The sequence below is a fragment of the Anaeromassilibacillus sp. SJQ-1 genome (genome assembly GCF_046693725.1).
Taxonomy (GTDB): domain Bacteria; phylum Bacillota; class Clostridia; order Oscillospirales; family Acutalibacteraceae; genus Anaeromassilibacillus.
In genome coordinates, this window is sequence record NZ_JBKEIV010000022.1 from 115,728 (window position 1) to 135,451 (window position 19,724).

9 protein-coding genes and 1 pseudogene are annotated in these 19,724 nt (G+C 49.1%); all 10 read right to left on the bottom strand.

Annotated elements, in window-relative coordinates; translation table 11 throughout:
• Nucleotides 1-667: 667 nt before the first annotated feature.
• Nucleotides 668-925 (bottom strand): hypothetical protein, encoded by a 258-nt coding sequence (locus ACGCCZ_RS06370; RefSeq protein WP_411655589.1) that lies wholly within the window; start codon nucleotides 923-925, stop codon nucleotides 668-670.
• Nucleotides 918-8,141, bottom strand: a complete 7,224-nt coding sequence (locus tag ACGCCZ_RS06375; protein ID WP_411655590.1) for a glycoside hydrolase family 2 TIM barrel-domain containing protein — start codon at nucleotides 8,139-8,141, stop codon at nucleotides 918-920. Before ACGCCZ_RS06375 ends, ACGCCZ_RS06370 begins: the two co-directional genes overlap by 8 nt.
• Before the next feature lie 420 nt (nucleotides 8,142-8,561).
• Nucleotides 8,562-11,966, bottom strand: coding sequence for a carbohydrate-binding protein (locus ACGCCZ_RS06380; RefSeq protein ID WP_411655591.1), 3,405 nt, complete (start codon nucleotides 11,964-11,966; stop codon nucleotides 8,562-8,564).
• Entirely contained in the window at nucleotides 11,894-12,610 is a 717-nt protein-coding gene (locus ACGCCZ_RS06385) for a DUF5110 domain-containing protein (protein ID WP_411655610.1), read from the bottom strand. Before ACGCCZ_RS06385 ends, ACGCCZ_RS06380 begins: the two co-directional genes overlap by 73 nt.
• Nucleotides 12,611-12,620: 10 nt before the next feature.
• Nucleotides 12,621-12,806 carry a hypothetical protein gene (locus ACGCCZ_RS06390; protein WP_411655611.1) on the bottom strand — a complete coding sequence of 62 codons (186 nt, stop codon included), beginning with the start codon at nucleotides 12,804-12,806 and terminating at the stop codon, nucleotides 12,621-12,623.
• A 93-nt stretch (nucleotides 12,807-12,899) separates the two neighbouring features.
• Nucleotides 12,900-14,580 (bottom strand): annotated as a pseudogene (locus tag ACGCCZ_RS06395) (TIM-barrel domain-containing protein); the annotation flags it as partial.
• 151 nt (nucleotides 14,581-14,731) lie between these two features.
• On the bottom strand, nucleotides 14,732-15,772 hold the full coding sequence (locus ACGCCZ_RS06400; RefSeq protein ID WP_158089014.1) for a sugar ABC transporter substrate-binding protein: 1,041 nt from the start codon (nucleotides 15,770-15,772) through the stop codon (nucleotides 14,732-14,734).
• A gap of 5 nt (nucleotides 15,773-15,777) precedes the next feature.
• Nucleotides 15,778-17,385 (bottom strand): response regulator, encoded by a 1,608-nt coding sequence (locus ACGCCZ_RS06405; protein ID WP_054324887.1) that lies wholly within the window; start codon nucleotides 17,383-17,385, stop codon nucleotides 15,778-15,780.
• Nucleotides 17,386-17,474: 89 nt separating this feature from the next.
• On the bottom strand, nucleotides 17,475-18,989 hold the full coding sequence (locus ACGCCZ_RS06410; RefSeq protein WP_054324886.1) for a sensor histidine kinase: 1,515 nt from the start codon (nucleotides 18,987-18,989) through the stop codon (nucleotides 17,475-17,477).
• A gap of 17 nt (nucleotides 18,990-19,006) precedes the next feature.
• A complete protein-coding gene (locus tag ACGCCZ_RS06415; protein WP_411655592.1) occupies nucleotides 19,007-19,714 on the bottom strand; it encodes a sugar ABC transporter substrate-binding protein in 708 nt (235 codons plus the stop codon).
• Nucleotides 19,715-19,724: the final 10 nt, after the last annotated feature.

Genomic DNA, 19,724 nt, shown 5'->3' on the forward strand with positions numbered 1-19,724 from the left:
AAATTATCATAGCATATCTATACATGGATTTCAATGATCTTTGCGGATCATACGGCTCTTTCAGAGATGGTAATTTTTGGAACAAGGTTCCTTTTTCAAACAGAGGTCTCTTCCTCGGAAAAAGCTGCTATTGTATATAATTTTACTTTAGAAAAAGGTCTCCAGACCTTTCGGACTGGAGGCCTTCTTTCCTATCCTGTATTCATCAGGCTGTATCCTATACGATCTTCCTATCCGTACGACTCTTCCTGAGAATGCGCGCTGGACATACAGTGTCTTTCGCGCCTACAACATTTCATACGGCCATCTTGGATATCTGATCGAACGGTAAATACTCTCATGCCTTCCGAAACTGGTCTGACCTTTAACCAATGGTTACCGTACAGTGTTCCACCGCATTCTGAATTCTGAACCCGGCAGAGTAGTGTAGACGCCTATGCCCTAGCCCAGTGGACGCACAGCGCCTTTCGCGCCTACGGCGTTTTCTACGCAGGCTCTCTTCCATCAGTGGTTGCTGGATCGAATGGCTTATGCCCTTCGCTGGTATCCGGCATTCAACCAATGGTCACCGTGCAGTGTTTCACCGCATTCTGCCCCGGCAGAGTCGTGTAGACGCCTATGCTCTGGCCCGGTGGACGCACAACGTCTTTTGCTCCTTGGGAGTTTCCTACACAGGCTTTCTTCCACCAGCGGTTGCTGGATCGAATGGCTTATGCCATTCGCTGGTATCCGGCGTCCAACCAATGGTCACCGTGCAGTGTTTCACTGCATTCTGCCCCGGCAGGGTCGTGTAAACGCCCGTGCTCTGGCCCGGTGGACGCACAGCGCCTTTCGCGCTTATGGCGTTCCTACGCAGGCTCTCTTCCAGCAGTGGTTGCTGGATCGAATGGCTTATGCCCTTCGCTGGTATCCGGCATTCAACCAATGGTCACCGTGCAGTGTTTCACCGCATTCTGTCCCGGCAGGGTCGTGTAAACGCCCGTACTCTGGCCCGGGGTGCCGGTTGCATAGACTCTGTAGTAGTAATCGTTTCCAACCTTTGCCACAAACTGCGTCTTGAGAACGCTGCCGTTGCCTACCGTAAATCTCGGCGTCTGGTTGTTTCCGTTTACCACCGTCATCTTGAAGCAGTATGCGCTGCCTCTCTTGAGCGTAAAGTTCACTGTCGTGTCACTCACCACATGCGCCTTCTGGGTCGAGACGTTCTGTGCCGCAGAAACGACGCCTGCCGCCCCATAGGAGTTGGAGGCATTCACAGAACTGCTTCCCTTTCCTCCCTTGTTGCCCGGCTTCGGGTTGGGCTTCGGCGTCTCCGCCTTCTCCAAACCTGCTACAGCTGCTTCCAGGTTTACATATACCTTTGCGATCGTCTGGTTGTCCGCGGTTTCATCCCCGGCGACTGCCTTTGCTACCTGTAGCGCCGCCCCCAGGTTTGCCACACTACGGTCCGTATAACCGTTCAAGTCGATCGCTTCTGTCTCTTCGATGAGCTCCTGCAACTCTTCTCTGCTCGGGATCTTCCGCAGGGCTGCCATTGCTTCCGCAAGCTTCTGCGCCATTGCATCCACTTCTTCCTGTCCGGCCTCCGGATTCCCAAGCATCGTCTCTGCATCTTCCAGCACTCCATTAAAGGTCTGGAATGCCTCGTCCTGGATATAGCTGTCCATATCCAGGCTATTCGCTTCATCCACCACGGTCTGGAGCGCCGACAGGTCTGCACGGTATTTCAGATTTTCAATCGCCTTCTGCAAGTTCTCATATGCCTTGTCCACTTCCGCCTTCAGCGGGTTCTCCTCGGCATAGACGTCCTTTGCCTCATTCAGCGCTTCCTCGAAGCCCTCCGTGCTGCTCGGCTTGAATACATCCAACTTTTCCGCCAACTGCTCTGCGATTTCAATCAACGGCAGCAGCACTTCCTTGTCGCCTTCCTCGAATTCCAACAGGTGCATCGCTTCCAGCAGCTCGCTCCAAGCCTTGTTGACCTCCTCCTGGGTTGCGGTCGGATCGTCGTAGACCTCCTGCGCGTTGGTCCGGGCATTTACAAAGAGTTCCCGCACTTCCGGCACCAGGCGGTCAATGTCCTCCTGTGTAACGTTGTTCGCCTCATCCAGGACAATCTTCAAGATATCCTTGTCCACCTTCGTAAAGGTAAAGCGCAGGCTTGCACTCTCATTCGGCATCGTGTAGGTGTACGTAAAGCCGTTTGGTTCAAACGGAATGTCCTCCCCGTTGAGCTGTGCACTGGCGAACGCGCCGTCGGTCGGGGTGAAGGTAAAGGTCAGATCTTCGCCCGGCATCACTTTCGCGCCGTAGATTGCATCCGTGGAAATCACCACATCTGCATTTCCTTCCACTTCCACCGCTGCATTGCTGCTCCACTGTACGGTCAACAGCTGCGGCTCTGCGGGAATAATTTGTTCAGGTTCCAGTTCTACTATCACCTGAACTGCGGATGCTGGCATAACAAACGTATAAGCTTTTCCTTCTTCCTCTGTCGTTATGGGCAAAACAGCACCGCTCTTATCCCTCACTTGGATTGACTTGAACTGTTTTCCTTCTTCCACATCCGAAATGGTTACTCGAACAGTATCATTCTCCTTCGCGGCGGATTTCTCTGTTGTGATGACCGCTGTACCTCCCGCAACCTCTGTACGGACTGCATAGACTGTACTGGTTTCCTCACTCTTAAAGAGTTTAAGGTCGGCCCAGTCGGCATGGTCATTCGCGTTTGTCTCGCCCATGTCTGCATGGAGCCTTACTTCATCTACTCCAGAAATATCTACAGAGAAGTGTTTTTGTACCGTACCTACACGCATGACACCACTATCAAATGCCGGTGTATCATTTCCATCCAAGAATATCTGGAAGGTGATACTTGCATTGTTATTATGGGACTGTGAACGGTCGACTCCAACAAATCCTTCAAACAGGTCAAACGCACCATTCAAATTGTAAATAATGTCAGAGGTTGCATGTGTGCCAATTCCTTTGTCATATTGAACTTCCTCATTGTTCTCGTCCAACAAAGTCAACTTTCCACTGTTGTTATGCGAGTCTTTGCTGGGTTGGTAAGAATCGTAACCCGTTGTGGCGGACGTCCAATCCAAGTCACTCATATAAGTGAACTGCATGACAGAGAACTGAATGGTATAGACCCATGCATCCGCTTCATCCGCACCGGAAGGTACCACCTTGACCACGGCTGTTCCGGGCAAAGAATCTGCCTGTTCGACGGTTACCATTGCATCCGCATCGTTGACTGAAACCGTCACTTTCGGAACGGAATCAATGGACACCACAGGAACTTCATACTCATAAACATTCTGCTGGAAATTCTCGATTGGCGTTCCATCGACTAAAATAGATTCGACCAGTTTATCGGTAAGACCCGTCTTGCTGTTTTCCATCATTGCATGGATATCCTTTTCTGCAATTGGAGTAAAGCGGAAGGTATACTGATAATCCTGGTTAGGACGGATCGTCACATATTCCTCTGGTCTGGCGCCCCAACTCTGCTGGCCGCCAAGGCCGGAAGTCAACTGGTTGATTTTAAGATAAATATCTTCCTCCTGAATGAGCTGATACGGATGCTTCTTAGAAGCAAGATCATTTTGCTCAAAATAGGAGGCATTGGTTTCGATAACTTCGCCACTCTCTGCGCTGATCATAAAGCCTTTTCCATCCGTATTGGTCAGAGCAATCCAGCGAACATCACTGCGGTTTCCATGCTCCTGTGGCTCCACATAATGGACAAACTGATCCATAACCGTGGACTCATAGACGCCGACATCGTATGCATCCTGGCGGTCACGATAATTTTCTTCAGGACCTCTTCCATAATAGGTAATCTGATCGTATTCTCCTTTGACTTTCATCATTGTGCCAACCTCAGGAATCTCCGGAAGAGAAGAAGAACCGGGATGCAGCGTTTGATCGAACACGATCTGTCCATCGCCATAGACAGTAATAACGCCTTTATAGGTAGACTGCGTTGAAGTAGGCAGTGTTGCATCTACCGTGAAGCTGACACCTTTTCCTTCGGCCACATCTGCGATCTGTACATTGGTCACCGTGCGGTTTTGACCTGCATTTTTCCAAGTTGCTGTTCGAGATACAAAGCCATTCTCACGGTCATTGTCAACTGGAGGCTTATTGTAGTTTGGAACAGGGCCGTCAACTAGGTACTCATCCCCCTGGTACTGATAAGAAGTAATGGTTCCCTGCGTCTTATCAAATACTGCTGTGAACGCCTCGCCTGTAATGGTAACTGTATCGCCTTCTTCGGTATACGTGAGTTCTGGCAAAGAGGCCAACGACTTGTTCGCATGCTTCGGTGTGTTTACATCCAGCTTAAATTGTTGTTTTGCAACCTCATAGCCTGCTTCCGCCCAACGGGTGTCTTCTTTGAGCGTCGCATGCAGATTGAGCCAATATTCGGCTCCCGGCGCCAGTTCGTCCGGAAGAGCGAATCCTTCGATGGTATAATCCTGTTCGCTCAGCGGATCTACTGTCACTTCAAAGTTGCCGCTGTCAATCAACTTTTCATCCTGCATCAATTCCCAATGGAAATCATAGCCTTCTGTGGTCGTGAACAGGAACTCATTGACAATGCGAATTACGCCATTTTCTACATCTGTATCCTTGAAATTGATCTCCTGTTGCACCTGTTTGACCTGAGCAAGCGCTGGATGCGGTTTCCGATCGGAGGACACCACGCCGTTGGCCAGGAAGTTGTCGTCGTGGACAGTCTCTCCCCAGTCGCCGCCATAAGCATAATATTTGCCCGGCGCTGCTACTGGTCCAGTGGCCTCAATGGGATCGCCCTCACGCATGGACTGGAAATCCACCCAGAGTAGCGTATGGGGAGCTGTCGGCTGGCGATTGGTGTCGTTGAATTCCTCTAAGGTCAAAGCCTTATCGTATACATGGACATCGTCGATCAGTCCACTGAACTGCCGCCCGCTCTCTTGCGTGCAAGTACCAACGGCAAATGGATGGGATTCACCGGGCTGGATCGTTTCGCCGTTCAGGGCTTTTTCTGCCACCTGTTCCCCATTCAAATAGAGTTTTAAGCTCTTACCATCATAAACGCCCGCTACATGTTGCCACTTTCCGACCCAGTCTTCTGCGTTCAGAGCAGCTGTCACACTTACATACTGGTCATAGTTGGCATTTTTACGAGTTTCATCATAGATAAAGAATTCCAAATTTGTTCCATTGGTCTTAATCATATACTGGTTGTCGCCCTTACCCATGATGGTCTTATGACCTTCTAACGCATCCGGTTTTACCCAAGCTTCCAAGGTCAATGGAGTTGTGCCAGTAATATCCAAATCGTCGTTGCTCTCCAAGGTCATCGTCCCTCGCAGAGCCTTATCTCCGGAAATCGCCCCAGGTTTGTCTTCGCCTCCAAGCGTTTCATCCGGATTTTCTCCGTCCTTTGGAACGATGGTACTACCGGATTGCAGTGTTCCGTCGTATCCATATCCGCCTTTATCAACCACTCGGTCCGGTGTCACACCGGCTTCGTCATCAAAATCAGCCCAGAAGAATACGCGGTATTGGTCCCCAGCATCAATATTAGCTTCGTCAATCTCCTGCGGAGAGAGTACTTCTTTAAAAATACGCACAGAATCAATCTCACCGCTAAAGGAACCGCGGTTTTTATATTGACTGTTGATCCCGATGGAGAATTTTTGGTCGCTGTTGTCCATGGTAGCCGCATCATTATAGGTTGTCTTGAGTTCTCCATCAATATAGATTTTAATGGTCACCGGCTTTGCTGTGCCTTCGTCGTAATTATAAGAGACCACAATACGATGCTCTTTTCCAAACCAATCGTCCGGCATTGGTGCATTAACCTCTGTCCAATTCTTCCCGAAATAGAACTGGATAAGTTCTTCTCCGTCAGCCGTTTTGATCTGCTGTAACGCATATTGTTGATCGCCCTTACCAACTATGTAGTTAAATACACGGTCTTTCGCAGAATCATAACCTGCGGGTTTTTCTGGCTTGAGGGTGACATCAATCGTGAAGGTCTTGCCAACCACTACGCCATCAGCCATTTCAGTATTTCCTGTATAGAAATTTAAATAGGGTGTATTATCAAAAATCGCTGAACCGCGCAGAACATTGTTTACATCGGGGCGATCCCCAGTCTTTTCCACCGTACCCGTATAAGTATTGCGCAAATCCGATGCCTGATCCAAGAAACCAGTTCCCTCTTCTGCGGTTGGGAGGTCCCAGAGCGGGGTCTGATCCGCCCAGTCCCACATAAAGCCGCCCTGTGCCTGTGGCTGCTCGCGGAAAATATCCCAATATTTCTTGTAATAACCAGTGCTGTTACCCATCGCATGCGCATACTCAGACATGATGTATGGCTTTGTTGAAGAGCCATTGCAGTAATTTGTGACATCTCCGTACGCAGGATATTGCACGCTCATGACATCTGTCCAGCGGTTATCGCGCTCATACTTGATCGGGCGTCCGGCGTCGCGCTCTTTGGTCCATTCGCTCATGAGCTTAAAAGCATTTCCATCCGCGGGCGTCCATGTCTCGCTGGCCTCATTGCCCAAAGACCACATGATTACGGATGCATAGTTTTTGTCGCGCTCCACCATGTTTTCCATACGATCCAGGCAGGGTCCACGCCAAACTTCAATGTTGGATGGGAAATTTCCTCGTACATCATGAGACTCCACATTTGCTTCGTCACAAATATAAATACCATATTCATCGCACAAATCGTAGAAATTCGGATCATTGGGATAGTGCGAAGTACGAATGGCATTTACATTATTCTTTTTCATGAGTTTGATGTCTTCTTCTTGGAAGTCGCGCGGGAGATAACGGCCATATTCCGGATGCACTTCATGGCGGTTGAATCCTCGCAACATTAAGCGTTTTCCGTTAATGGTCATCATTTGCTTGTTTCCATAGTCCTTACCATTGTAGACACCAATATTTTTGATTTCAATTTGGCGGAATCCCACCCGGTGGCCAATGTTTTCTATAACATTCCCATTTTGATCCACCAACTGAAGCAACAGGTTGTATAAGTAGGGGTCCTCTGCTGACCACTGATGTGGCGCCTCCACCGGGATTGCCGTATGCAGTTCTACCTCATCCTCACCGTCTGGGATTTCGGTGACCGGAAGAGAAACGTCATCAAAAACGACTTCGCCTTCTGCATCCAACAACTTGGCCTTCACCGTGTAGCCGGATGCGTCCGCATTGTCATGCGTACGTACGTCAACCCGTAGATCTAAAGTCATGTCTGTGTAGGTGTCATCGTCAAAGGTCGTCTGAATATAATAGTCGCGCATCTCCACCTTGTCTTTGGAGAACAATTCCACATCGCGGAAAATACCGGACAAGCGAATGAAATCCTGATCTTCCAACCAGCTTCCGTCGGACCAACGGTATACCCGCAGGGACATGGTATTTTCCCCATCTCTGAGATAAGGGGTGATATTAAAGTCATGCATAGTAAAGCTATCTTCCGAATAGCCTACATATTGCCCGTTGATATACAGATAGAAAGCGGATTCAACACCTTGGAATGATGCAAATACTTCACGATCTTTCCAGCTGTCCGGCACAATAAACGTCTTTTTGTAATGGCCAACCGGATTATAGACGGTTGGGGCCAGCGCATCTTGCCAATCCCCGCGGTCTTCATAGTTGGTCCACGGATAAGGGATATTCGTATAGATCGGTGTATCATACCCCTGCATCTGCCAACTGCACGGAACCATGATGGTATCCCAATCGGACGTATCATAATCATCATTCTGGAAGTACATAATTGCATCCGCCGGCTTGTCCACAATTTTGAACTTCCAATCGTCTCCATTCAGAAGCATGTAATAGTCCGATGCCTCTCGGTCTCGCGCAAGGGCTTTTTCTTCTGTGTCATACGGAATAAAGTAGCTGCGTTGAGGTTCTCGATTTTCCTCATATACCTTTGTTCTGGAGAAGCGACCGTCCCCCTCCACTGTTTTTGTGGCGTTATACCAGTATTGTCCGTCAAATTGCGGATTGACTGGCGTCCCTGCCACTGCCGCTGCCTGTGTTAAGCCAGTACCTGTCAAAAGCATGGCCAACGTAAGCAATAATGCGGTTACTTTTCTGTTTTTCATTTCTTTCCTCCTTCTCTTCATAGGCTCCACAATAATATAAACAGCCCGAACGTCGATCGTCGGTTCTGCCAAAAATATCCTAACATACTCGCAAGTTTTTTGCAATAATTTTGAATAAATACTTTGTACGATTAGAGATTAGATTTTGAATGTAAGTGTTTACCGACATTCCCTTCAATACATCCGACAGATAAGAATTAAAAATGTCTGCCTTTTCATTTCTTTATTATAGAGGACATTGATAAACAAGAAAAAGGCACCAGGCACATCACAAGATGATGTGCCTGGTGCCTTCATTTTATTACTGCATGAATTCAATCGCTTGTTCGCATTGATTGCTAAGGAACGCTTTCTACCATAAGCCGCCAAGTTTTGACCGGATATGGTGTATCTTTATTCCTTCTGAAACTGATCTGACATTCAACCAATGGTCACCGTGCAGTGTTTCACTGCATTCTGACCCGGCAGGGTCGTGTAGATGCCCGTGCTCTGGCCCGGTGTGCCGGTTGCATAGACTCTGTAGTAGTAATCGTTTCCAACCTTCGCCACAAACTGCGTCTTGAGAACGCTGCCATTACCTACTGTAAAGCTCGGCGTCTGGTTGTTTCCATTTACCACCGTCATCTTGAAGCAGTATGCGCTGCCTCTCTTGAGCGTGAAGTTCACTGTCGTGTCACTCATCACATGCGCCTTCTGGGTCGAGACGTTCTGTGCCGCAGAAACGACGCCTGCCGCTCCATAGGAGTTGGAGGCATTCACAGAACTGCTTCCCTTTCCTCCCTTGTTGTCCGGCTTCGGGTTGGGCTTCGGCGTTTCCGCCTTCTCCAAACCTGCTACAGCTGCTTCCAGGTTCACATATACCTTTGCGATTGTCTGGTTGTCTGCGGTTTCATCCCCGGCGACTGCCTTTGCTATCTGTAGCGCCGCCTCCAGGTTTGCCACACTACGGTCCGTATAACCGTTCAAGTCGATCGCTTCTGTCTCTTCGATGAGCTTCTGCAACTCTTCTCTGCTCGGGATCTTCCGCAGGGCTGCCATTGCTTCCGCAAGCTTCTTCGCCATTGCATCCACTTCTTCCTGTCCGGCCTCCGGATTCCCAAGCATCGTCTCTGCATCTTCCAGCACTCCATTAAAGGTCTGGAATGCCTCGTCCTGGATATAACTGTCCATATCCAGGCTATTCGCTTCATCCACCACGGTCTGGAGCGCCGACAGGTCTGCACGGTATTTCAGATTTTCAATCGCCTTCTGCAAGTTCTCATATGCCTTGTCCACTTCCGCTTTCAGCGGGTTCTCTTCCGCATAGACGTCCTTTGCCTCACTCAGCGCTTCCTCGAAGCCCTCCGTGCTGCTCGGCTTGAATGCATCCAGTTTCTCCGCCAACTGCTCTGCGATTTCAATCAACGGCAGCAACACTTCCTTGTCGCCTTCCTCGAATTCCAACAGGTGCATCGCTTCCAGCAGCTCGCTCCAAGCCTTGTTGACCTCCTCCTGGGTTGCGGCTGGATCGTCGTAGACCTCCTGCGCGTTGGTCCGGGCATTCACAAAGAGTTCCCGTACTTCCGGTACCAGGCGGTCGATGTCCTCCTGTGTAACCTTGTTCGCCTCATCCAGGACAATCTTCAAGATGTCCTTGTCCACCTTCGTAAAGGTAAAGCGCAGGCTCGCACTCTCATTCGGCATCGTGTAGGTGTACGTAAAGCCGTTTGGTTCAAACGGGATATCCTCTCCGTTGAGCTGTGCACTGGCGAACGCGCCGTCGGTCGGGGTGAAGGTAAAGGTCAGATCTTCGCCCGGCAACACTTTCGCGCCGTAGATTGCATCCGTGGAGATCACCACATCTGCATTCCCTTCCACTTCCACCGCTGCATTGCTGCTCCACTGTACGGTCAACAGCTGCGGCTCTGCGGGACTCAAATCTCCTACACGGTCAAACCGCAGAGAATCCAGATTAAAGTTACCGGGGTTATCCGAACCTTCCGAGCGGATCTTAATCGTATGCGAGCCTTCAGTCAGCTCAATTCCTTCAATAGCGTGTTCAAACCAATCGCCCCAACTGTCGTGTACTTCCAGTCCAAAATCTGCTACTTTTACGCCGTCTACATACAAAGCGCCCGTTCTTGGGGTATTATCGTACTTTGCTTCGTTCTTCTTGCCGTTTCCAGCATGCAGAACTAAGTCGTAGATTCCAGACTGTTGTACATGGACATCAAACTCGACATAATGTCCAACGGCCTTCCAGCCCGCTGTATAACCAGTCCCAGTATATCCAGCCCATTCGGTATCCACACGTACCTTACCGCTACCGTCGCCCTTCGAGCTGCTGGTATCGCCACGCGCATTTTCGAGTTCAAATACACTACCAGGCTCCACAATGTTCTCGCCCTGCTTCAGCGTTACCGTCACGGTTACCAATTTGGTATTCGGCATAGCAAAGGTATATGCTTTCCCTGCTTCTACTTCGGTCAATTTGACTGGTGTCCCGTCCTGGGTTTCTGCTGAGATTGAATCGAATTCCTTGCCGACTTCGATGTTAGAAATCTCCACCTTCACAGTGTTTCCTTCTTCCACCGGGTCCGGCGCATCGACGGTCACAGTCGCTGTGCCGCCCTCCACCTGTGTAGAGACAGTCGCCACATCCCGTGTAAAACGAATCCAGTCCATATCACAAATGGAATTGTCCGTCGTCGTATTGACAAATTTCAGATAGACATCATGGATACCCTTGATGTCCTTACAAGTCGCGGAGAATACCTTCAATGTATTCCAGTCTCCGGTGCTCTCGATCGTCACCTCAGCCACCTTAATCCCGCTCTCGGAATCAAGGCGTACTTCCAAAGTGCCACCCTGCAATCCGGCTGCTACACGGGTTTCAAAGCCGCTAACCCCGCCGTTGCCAAAGTTGACATCTGCAAATTTTGCCCAGTCGCCATTTTCGATGTGGTTTAACAGCTTGATTTTTTCGCCGTTGACCGTTTTCGTCGTTGTGTCAATACCTTCCCGCTCATCCGCTGACTCCGCTTCAATCTGACTGTATGCATCAACCGTTTCACGGTCGGTCGTAAAGTGGAACCAGTCCACATCGCAGTTGAAATCGTCCTCGCCAACAAAGGACAAGAAAATATTGCTGGTTTCTGCGTCCGTATCCTTGGATTCTACATTCAAGGTATGCCATTCGCCATCGGATGGCAGAGTAATGGTGGTCAGAATCTTGTCGCCTACACCGTTTTCGTAAACGATGATGCTACCGCCTGTTGTACTTCTGACACGGATGGCAACACCCGTTCTACCGGTGCCGCGTACTTCATCAAATTGAGCCCAAGCGCCATTCTCTGTAGCTCTCAATAGACTGCCATTGGAAACGGCCTCATCTTCAACAACCGCAATGCCGCCTTCCAGATGCGAAGAACTCTCCGCTTCAATCCGGCCAAATGCATTGGTTGACGTATCCACGCGGTTAAAGGTCACAGAATCCAGGTTGTAGTTGCCAGGGTTATTGCCCTCTGCGCGGATCTTGATGGTATTGATACCAGCTGCTAATTGGACGCGGTATGTGTAATCAACCCACACGCCTTGCTTGACGCCGTCCACGACATTGCCCCAGACATCGGTAATTTCAAAGCTGAGATCAGCCGCCTTTTGGTCCTGAATGTACAGGCCACCCGTACGCGGCGCACTATCATAAGCTGGATCGTTCTTTTTACCATTGTTAACGCGGAGAACCAGATCATATGTACCTGCATTCTCTACGTTTACCTCAAACTGAACTGCGTCTCCCTCTTCTTGAAGCCCTTTGCAAAGCCACTTCCGGTGTAGCCCTTCCACTCGTTGTCCGGCTTTACTTCGCCTTCTGCGGTGGGCAGCATCTCAGCGTCTTCCAGTTCAAACCGCTCGCCATCTGTGATGACCGGTGGAGGGAGTCCTTCATCTTCATCGCCCAACGCAGGCTCTACAATACCATTGGAGTCAAGGACTACATTGATCTCGTCGCCTGTGTCCGGGGTACGAACATAAACGATATGATTTTCTGCGTCCAGCCAATAGGCCTGCTCTGCTGCGTTGTATTCCTCGAGGGATTCCGCTGCGGAGATCGGAGTTCCATTGATGGTCACACCATTGATCTCTGCAATATGGTTAAACTTTAGATTATAGGAACGCTCATCCGGCGTGTAAACATCGGGATTATGATCTTCACGCGCGTGAATCTTAAAGGAAATATCCTTTCCTTCCTGTACGCTTTCAAAGGTCGTCGTGCTGTAAGCATCTTCCGTGATATATCTACGGCTTTCTCCGTCGTCCTCATACAGTGTAAAGGTGGTCGTTCCCTTCGGATAAATATCCAGTGTCAGTGGATCAAGCGGTTTCTCGTCCGCATAATTCACATCCGGTCCCATCGGAACAATCGCACCGGATTTGACGAATACCGGAATTTCATCCAAAGCTGCTGCCACATGGATGGTCTTTCCAATTTCGCCGCCCTCATAGCGCTCGCCAGTATAATAGTTGTACCAGGTGGTGTGCGGCGGGAAGCCACACGCTTACAACCGTATCCGTTGTTGCGGAGGCCGGGGCCACCAGGAACCAATCCCCATAGTAATACTGCTTATTGAGATCCCACGCATCTGGATTGTACTGGCTGTCATCTTCCAGCAACATGGCGCGCATGATCGGCACACCCTGACTGTAACCCTGCCATGCCAAAGAGTAGATGTAAGGATACAAAGCATAACGAATCTTCAGGTTCTCTTTCAAAGTTTCCTGGGCTGTCTCATCATAGGTCCAAGGCTTCACGTCCATCGTGGCCATGCGTACGCATAATGCCGCTCCAAGCGCCGAATTCCGATACCCAACGGGTGTACAGTTCATCGGTCGGGCGCTTCATAAAGCCGCCCAGGTCGTTGGAGGACGCCCAGTATCCAATAAGGCCGGTGTCAATGCTGAACCCAATCTGATTGTCCAATTCTGCGCTGGTGTTGTTGATGTCGCCTGACCAAGCAGTTGCAAAATGCTGGCCAGCATAGCTGCCACGGGTAATGAACATTGGGCGGGATTCTACCGTATACTCTTTCCAAGCCTCATAAGCGCCTTTGGAGGAGAACGTCGGGGCAGTGTTGGACCCCAGCACATCAAACTCATCCGGCCAGAACCAATCGCCATAGCCAGTGGTAATGACGCTGTCCATATAGGATTTGACCCATTTCTCTTCATATTCGGGCTTATAAAGCTCTTTGCCGCCGGATGCCTCCGGAGTTCCGGCATTGTTATGCAAGCCTACACGGAATCCCAGCTCGTCCGCCTCTTTAAACATGGCGTCGATATCCGGGAACTTTGTCTTGTCATTGCTCCACATCTGCTTGCCCCATTTTTCACCAGCACCGTGCTGAGGGTTCCCGTTGTCGGCTACATCGCCGCGCCAACCGTAGTCGAACACATAGCAGTCCGTCGGGTATCCTTCGTCGCGCAGGCGGTGAAGCCACTCTAGGAATTCCGCCTGTGTTGCGTTGTCGTTACCGTACTTGGAAAGCATAAAGCCGTGCGCCCATTTTCCATAGAGTTCCATGCGGCCGGTGATCTCCGCATATTCATTCAGAATGGTTTTAAAATCCGGGCCATACATGAAGTAGTAGTCAAGGTAACCCTTGGTCTGGAAACCACCGCCATGTTTGAAGAACTTGGCGTCCTCTTCAATGGTGTTTAAGAACACACCGTAACCGACCGTACTCATGAAGAACGGTGCGATTACGCGGCCGTGGCTCATAGTGAATTCAGTAAAATCATTGTCGTAGCGGTTGAGGTTGCTTCTGCGGCCGTGGTCGCCAGAGCCGAAACCGAAAATACCGCCGGCATTCTGCGTTCCCTCCACCTTTTTAACGCCACGGATACCGCTGTCATCCCAATACATGCCCTGATCGTCTGCATCCTTGCTGAGCAAATTGCCCTCCAAGTCATACATGCCGATGCGCAGTGGGCTCTTCTGTACACGGATCTCCATCATAGAAGTGCGAATCTTTATTACATCGCCCTCATCGGTCACCGTCTTATCAACCGGATCCCACTCATTTTTCTGTACCATGTAATACTGCGGATCCTCTGGGCGGTAGCCGTCTGCTCCATCCAGGGATAGTTGTACACGAACTGTACGCGGTGTGCAGAGTTCTACGCGGACCTCCTGTCCGCCCACTTGGAAGATGAGAACATTGCCATCCTCCGATTTTCCTGTCACATCGCCGATGTTCTCTGTTGTTGCCTTCTGTGCGCCAAAAGCAGAAACTCCCGGCACTGCCATCATGGAAAAAACCATGACAATGGCCAACAACAGGCTTAGTACTTTCTTCTTTCTCATAAGCGCTCCTTTCTCTTCATTCCCGATTTCTCGGACGCTTTTCTCTGTAAAAAGACATGACTTGATCTTTTTACAGGCTTTCCATGTCTTAATCATACCGACTTATCCTCCAATAATCAATAAAAAATTTTGTGATTTTTCATTCGGTTTTATGTGATTATTCTATTTTATTATTCACCTGCAATTTATTGCAACAAAAAATGACAGGCCCAAGGGGCAAACCCCCGTGGGCCTATCACTCTCGTACTTATTCTCCCTGCCGATAAACGTCTTCCTTGAGATGGAAGCCATCCTTAATAACGGTATCATCAATATTTTCTTTTGTCACCGCAATCACATCGATCATCCAATAGGGAACTTGATACGTTCCATCGTCAATGGTCTTTTCTCCATCGATCTCTTTTCCTTCTGCCAAAAGTTTGCAAGCCTCGATGGTCTTATCCACCAAATCCGGGATGGGCTTATATACAGTCATCAACTGTGTTCCAACCACAATCCGTTGACAAGCGGCAAGGTCCGCATCGTGTCCCACCACCTTTACTTGATCCATCCGTTGCGCTTCTGAAAGGGCATCGATGGCGGCCCAAGCAAGGGAATCGTTAGCCGCTATCACCGCATTCACCCGGTCGCCTTTATCACGAAGTACATCCGAGGTAAAGGCAAACGCAGTTTCCCGTCGCCAATCCTGTACCCAGGTTTCCCCCACAATTTGAATCTGTCCGGCATCGATAGCCGGCTGTAGCTGATCCATGCAGCCTTGATGGTACATCTGGCTATTGCTGTCATCTTCTGAACCGTTCAGCAAAATATAACCGCCTTCCGGAACCGCCTCCAAAATCGCCTTTCCTTGTAGTTCTCCTACTTTATAATTGTCAAAAGAAATGTAAACGTCCACATCTGCATTTTTCACCAAACGATCGTAGGAGATCACAGGGATTCCCGCCCGTTTGGCCAACCCTACGCACCGCGCAGAATTGTCACAATCGTGTGGGGCAATCACCAACACATCCACCCCTTGTTCCACCATATCGGCTACCTGCTCATATTGGCGGTCTGCATCGTTATTGGCATTGGTTATCAGGACATCAATTCCTTCCTGTTTCGCTTTTGCAGAAAAAATGTCGCGGTCCCGTAGCCAACGATCCTCTTTGAGCGTAGCCATCGAAAAACCGACCAGCAGCCGTTCCTCCTCACTGGAGGTAGGAGCGGGTATTTCATTCTGACACCCTGCCAATAGCAGTGCAGCGGCCAATGCCAGCGGTGCAGCTCTGCGCAAAAATCTTTTCATTCGCATCAGTAGCTCCCCTTTCCATACGACTCTTTGTATTCCGTTGCGGTCATATTGGTCACCTTTTTGAACAATTTGGAAAAATAATTTGGATCGGCATAGCCAACCGCACGAGCAACATCCTTTACCGTATATTCTGTACGTGCCAGATATTCCTTTGCTTTTTCCACGCGGACAGCTGTCAACCGGTCGATAAAATTGACGCCAGTTTCTTCCTTATAAAAGCGGCTAAAATAGTAAGGGCTGAGATTGACCGCACGGGCGACATCCTCCAAAGCAATTTCTTCGCTGAAATGCTCTTGCATATAGCGGTCTGCCCGGTCGATAATCGAACCAATTTTTTTCTGTTTCCCAGAATCGATTCGGGTGGCAGTGTCCCGGATAAACCGGCTTTCGATCTCATACAGTGTGTCGGCATCCTTAGCATTCAGGAGATTGGACAGCACAGGGCAAGAGTTCCCTATCACATTGCCCCATCGTTTTCCAAAGTCGACAACCAGTTCAATCGCACGATTTTTCACTCGGATAAAATCTGGCATCAGGCTTTTACAAAGATGTGCATACAACTGTTCAAATGCAATGAGCGCTCCCGCTGCATCTCCGTCCGCAGTCCTTTGCAGAACACAGCGTTCCAATCGCTCGTCTTCATCCGCAGGAAGGTCCTCCATATCCCGTACAGCGTCGTCAATGTGTAGGATACTCATCTCCTTCGAGCGGCCATCCTCCATCCCAAGGGCTTGTAAAGCCTCCCTATAGCTTTTTTTCGCTTCCTCAATGCGCCGGTAGACCCGGCCAATTCCAATGGAGATTTCCGGATACAAGCTTCCTACACGTTGGTACAGCGCATTTGCCAGTTTAATTGCAGCGACTTTTTGCTCAAAAGAAGTCCCTTCTGGACCATTTTCGCAGACATATACCACCAACCGGTTGAGCATGATTGGACCGACCATACAATTGCACATCGCTTTTAAAACTTCCCTGTACCGGCTATGAAGCGCCTGACCTCTCACTCCGGCTCCCACACGGTTATTTCCACCTCCGCTATCCTTATCTTCAAACGCAATCACCATCACATATCCCCCTTCTCCGGGGCTGCCCAGCAAACGGTGATAGCGTTTCAACTCTTCTTCACTGTCCTCAAACATACACAGAGCATTGATAAAACCGGTTTCCATCATGGGGACAATCATTTCAAACTTTTCTTTGATTTCCAACTCTTTGCGCAGCTGTGCGCGTTGTGCATCTACCTGCGCAGTAACCTTTTCCATCACCTCCAGTAATTTTGCCTCCCGAATCGGTTTCAAAAGGTATTCCGTCGCCTGTAATTCCATCGCTTCAACCGCATAGTCAAAATAGTCGAATGCAGTTGTAATGATAAACTGCGCAGAAGAATTGGTCTCCTTGATCCGCCGAATTGCCTCCAAACCGTTGATGCCTGGCATATTGATGTCCATCAAAACAATATCAGGGCGTGTATTATACGCTTTCTCCACAGCGTCTCTCCCCGACCGTGCCTTCCCTACTACTTCAATATCCCTTCGATTTTTGCGAAGCATATATTCCAATGAATCAATCGCAATCGGCTCATCATCCACCAATAACACCCGATACATACATGCATCCTCCCCTTCTTTTCTCCATCTTCCATTCCCTTTGATTCTTAAATCTTAAAATACTCGACCGCAGATCCATCCGCAGCCGTTCATCCCGTCGTGTCCCCTGTTTCCACCTTCGGAAGCTTCAATAAGAAGCAGGTCTCTCCCTCTTCGCAGGTGATCTCCATGACGTTGTCTCTACCAAAGAACAGGCGCAATCTTTTCAACACGTTGTCCACACCAATTCCCGATACATGCCCCTTTCGGACACGTCCTGCTGTTTCTATCTCTCCTAAATCCGCATGCAAAAGCTCCGCGATCTTCTGCGTAGATATCCCTTTTCCGTTGTCGCATACAGCAACGCGAATTTCTTCCTCTTCTTTCCAAGCCAGCAGGCGTATAACGCCACCATTTTCTCGTTCGCTGATCCCATGGATATATGCATTTTCCACCAGGGGCTGAAGGGTCATGCGCGGTAAAACAAAGTCCAAGAGATCTGCATCCTCCTCAATTCGCTGCTCAAAACACACGGCATCCCCAAAACGTGTTTGAAGAAGGTTCATGTAAGCGTTGACATTTTCCAGTTCTTGGCGCAAAGTCGCATTGGTGTCCAATCCTCGAAGGTTATATCGGAAAATATCCGCCGCATTCTGGAAATACGTACAGGTAACATCGTCTCCATGTAGCATGGCCAATTGTGCGCCGATATTGATCGTATTAAAGATAAAATGTGGATTTACCTGGGACTGTAGCGCCAATAGCTCGGATTCCCTCAAAGCATTCTTCATTTTTAAGTTGTTGACCTTTTGTTCACTCAAGGCACTCTCAATTCGCTGCTTTTGCCGAAGTTCCTCCACATGTCCTTTGATATTGGCTGCCATTAACCGAAAGGTGCGGTACAGGACACTCACTTCCCGGCTGGTTCGGTTTTCCGGAATCTGCACATCAAAATTTCCTGCCGAAATCTCCTGTGCATAAGAGGCCAGCTGAGAAAGGGGCCGAGTCATCTCTGCGCTAAAAAATACAACTGCAATCGTCATAAACGCTGCTATTACTGCAATCAACAGGTTATTAAAAACTGTGATCTGCCCCACATCCCGACTGATCGCCGCATAACGTTCTGCACTTCCAATCAAATCGGTACTCATCATCTTTTCCATGTAACGGGTGATATACCGGTTTTCTTTGACCGTATCGGTATAGCCCTGTGTATAGCTGTCCACAATGCGGCCGCGCTTTGCACGGATGGTATCATCCGCCTTTTGTATATAGTGCTCCATCATATTGGACACATTTTTGATGCGAACCCCACGTTCTGTATAGGTGGCGGTTTTTCGTAGTTCCGCAATATTACTACTCACTGCCGCAGAATGGTTATAGAAAGCGACTAAGCTGTCGGAACTGCTTGTTGAAAAGTAGGTCTCAAACTCCTTTTGCATCAGTTCGACTTCTTTATAGGCGTTTGCCAATTGGTAATTTTTCTGAAGAATCTCCACGCTGTCATCCATCAAATTTTGGACGGACAAATAGGAGTACAACCCCGCCAACATTGTAATCCCTATGGACAACAGCAAAAAGGCAACCAACTTTGTTTGATAACGAAAATTTCTTGGACGCCTCATTTTATGTAATGCCTCCCTTAATCGAGGTTTTGCTGCGCTGTCTCTTTGCGAAATTGCTCTAAATTCTCTTTTGTAACCGTATACATCCCCGTGTTGGAGGAATTGCTCACGGTTTCTCCATCCAGCATTCTACAGAGTTGCTTGACCGATTGGTATCCAATCTGGTAAGCATCCGGACAAACGGAGCCATAAATGACTCCCCGTTCAATGTAATCCAGGGTCTGTGGCATCGCTCCATATCCAATCACACAGATGTCACCCACACGGTTGGCATCCACTAAGACCTGTGCAACCCCTGGAGTACTTGTTTCCCCTGTGCACAGAATCAAGTCCACCTCTGGACGTTCCTCTAAAATTTGGCTCGTACATTTTTCAACTTCAAAGCGTTCTACGTCCACTGGATATACCTGGGTTACTTCAATTTGGGGTGCATCCGAAAGGGCGTCCATAATCCCTTGAACCTTTAAATTTCGTGAAGAGGAGGGCGCATTTTCCAAAACACTTTCCACCAATATGGCTGCAGTCGCCCGGCCACCACAGGCCTGAATCGCCATCTGTCCCAACGAATAACCAGCATCATAACTATTGGAACCAACCGTAGGGACATCTGTCGTTGGAAATAAATCACTTTCAAAGGTTAAAACAGGAATTTGTGCCTTCTCCGCCATCAACAAAACATTTGCTGTCCTCTCTTCATCCGCTGCCTGTAACGCAAGACCATCCACCGCAGAATAC

Bases quoted from the DNA above. Each gene is read 5' to 3' on its own strand.
- ACGCCZ_RS06375 (WP_411655590.1), bottom strand. From the start codon at position 8,141: ATGAAAAACAGAAAAGTAACCGCATTATTGCTTACGTTGGCCATGCTT.
- ACGCCZ_RS06390 (WP_411655611.1), bottom strand. From the start codon at position 12,806: ATGCGCGCCATGTTGCTGGAAGATGACAGCCAGTACAATCCAGATGCG.
- ACGCCZ_RS06400 (WP_158089014.1), bottom strand. From the start codon at position 15,772: ATGAAAAGATTTTTGCGCAGAGCTGCACCGCTGGCATTGGCCGCTGCA.
- ACGCCZ_RS06405 (WP_054324887.1), bottom strand. From the start codon at position 17,385: ATGTATCGGGTGTTATTGGTGGATGATGAGCCGATTGCGATTGATTCA.
- ACGCCZ_RS06410 (WP_054324886.1), bottom strand. From the start codon at position 18,989: ATGAGGCGTCCAAGAAATTTTCGTTATCAAACAAAGTTGGTTGCCTTT.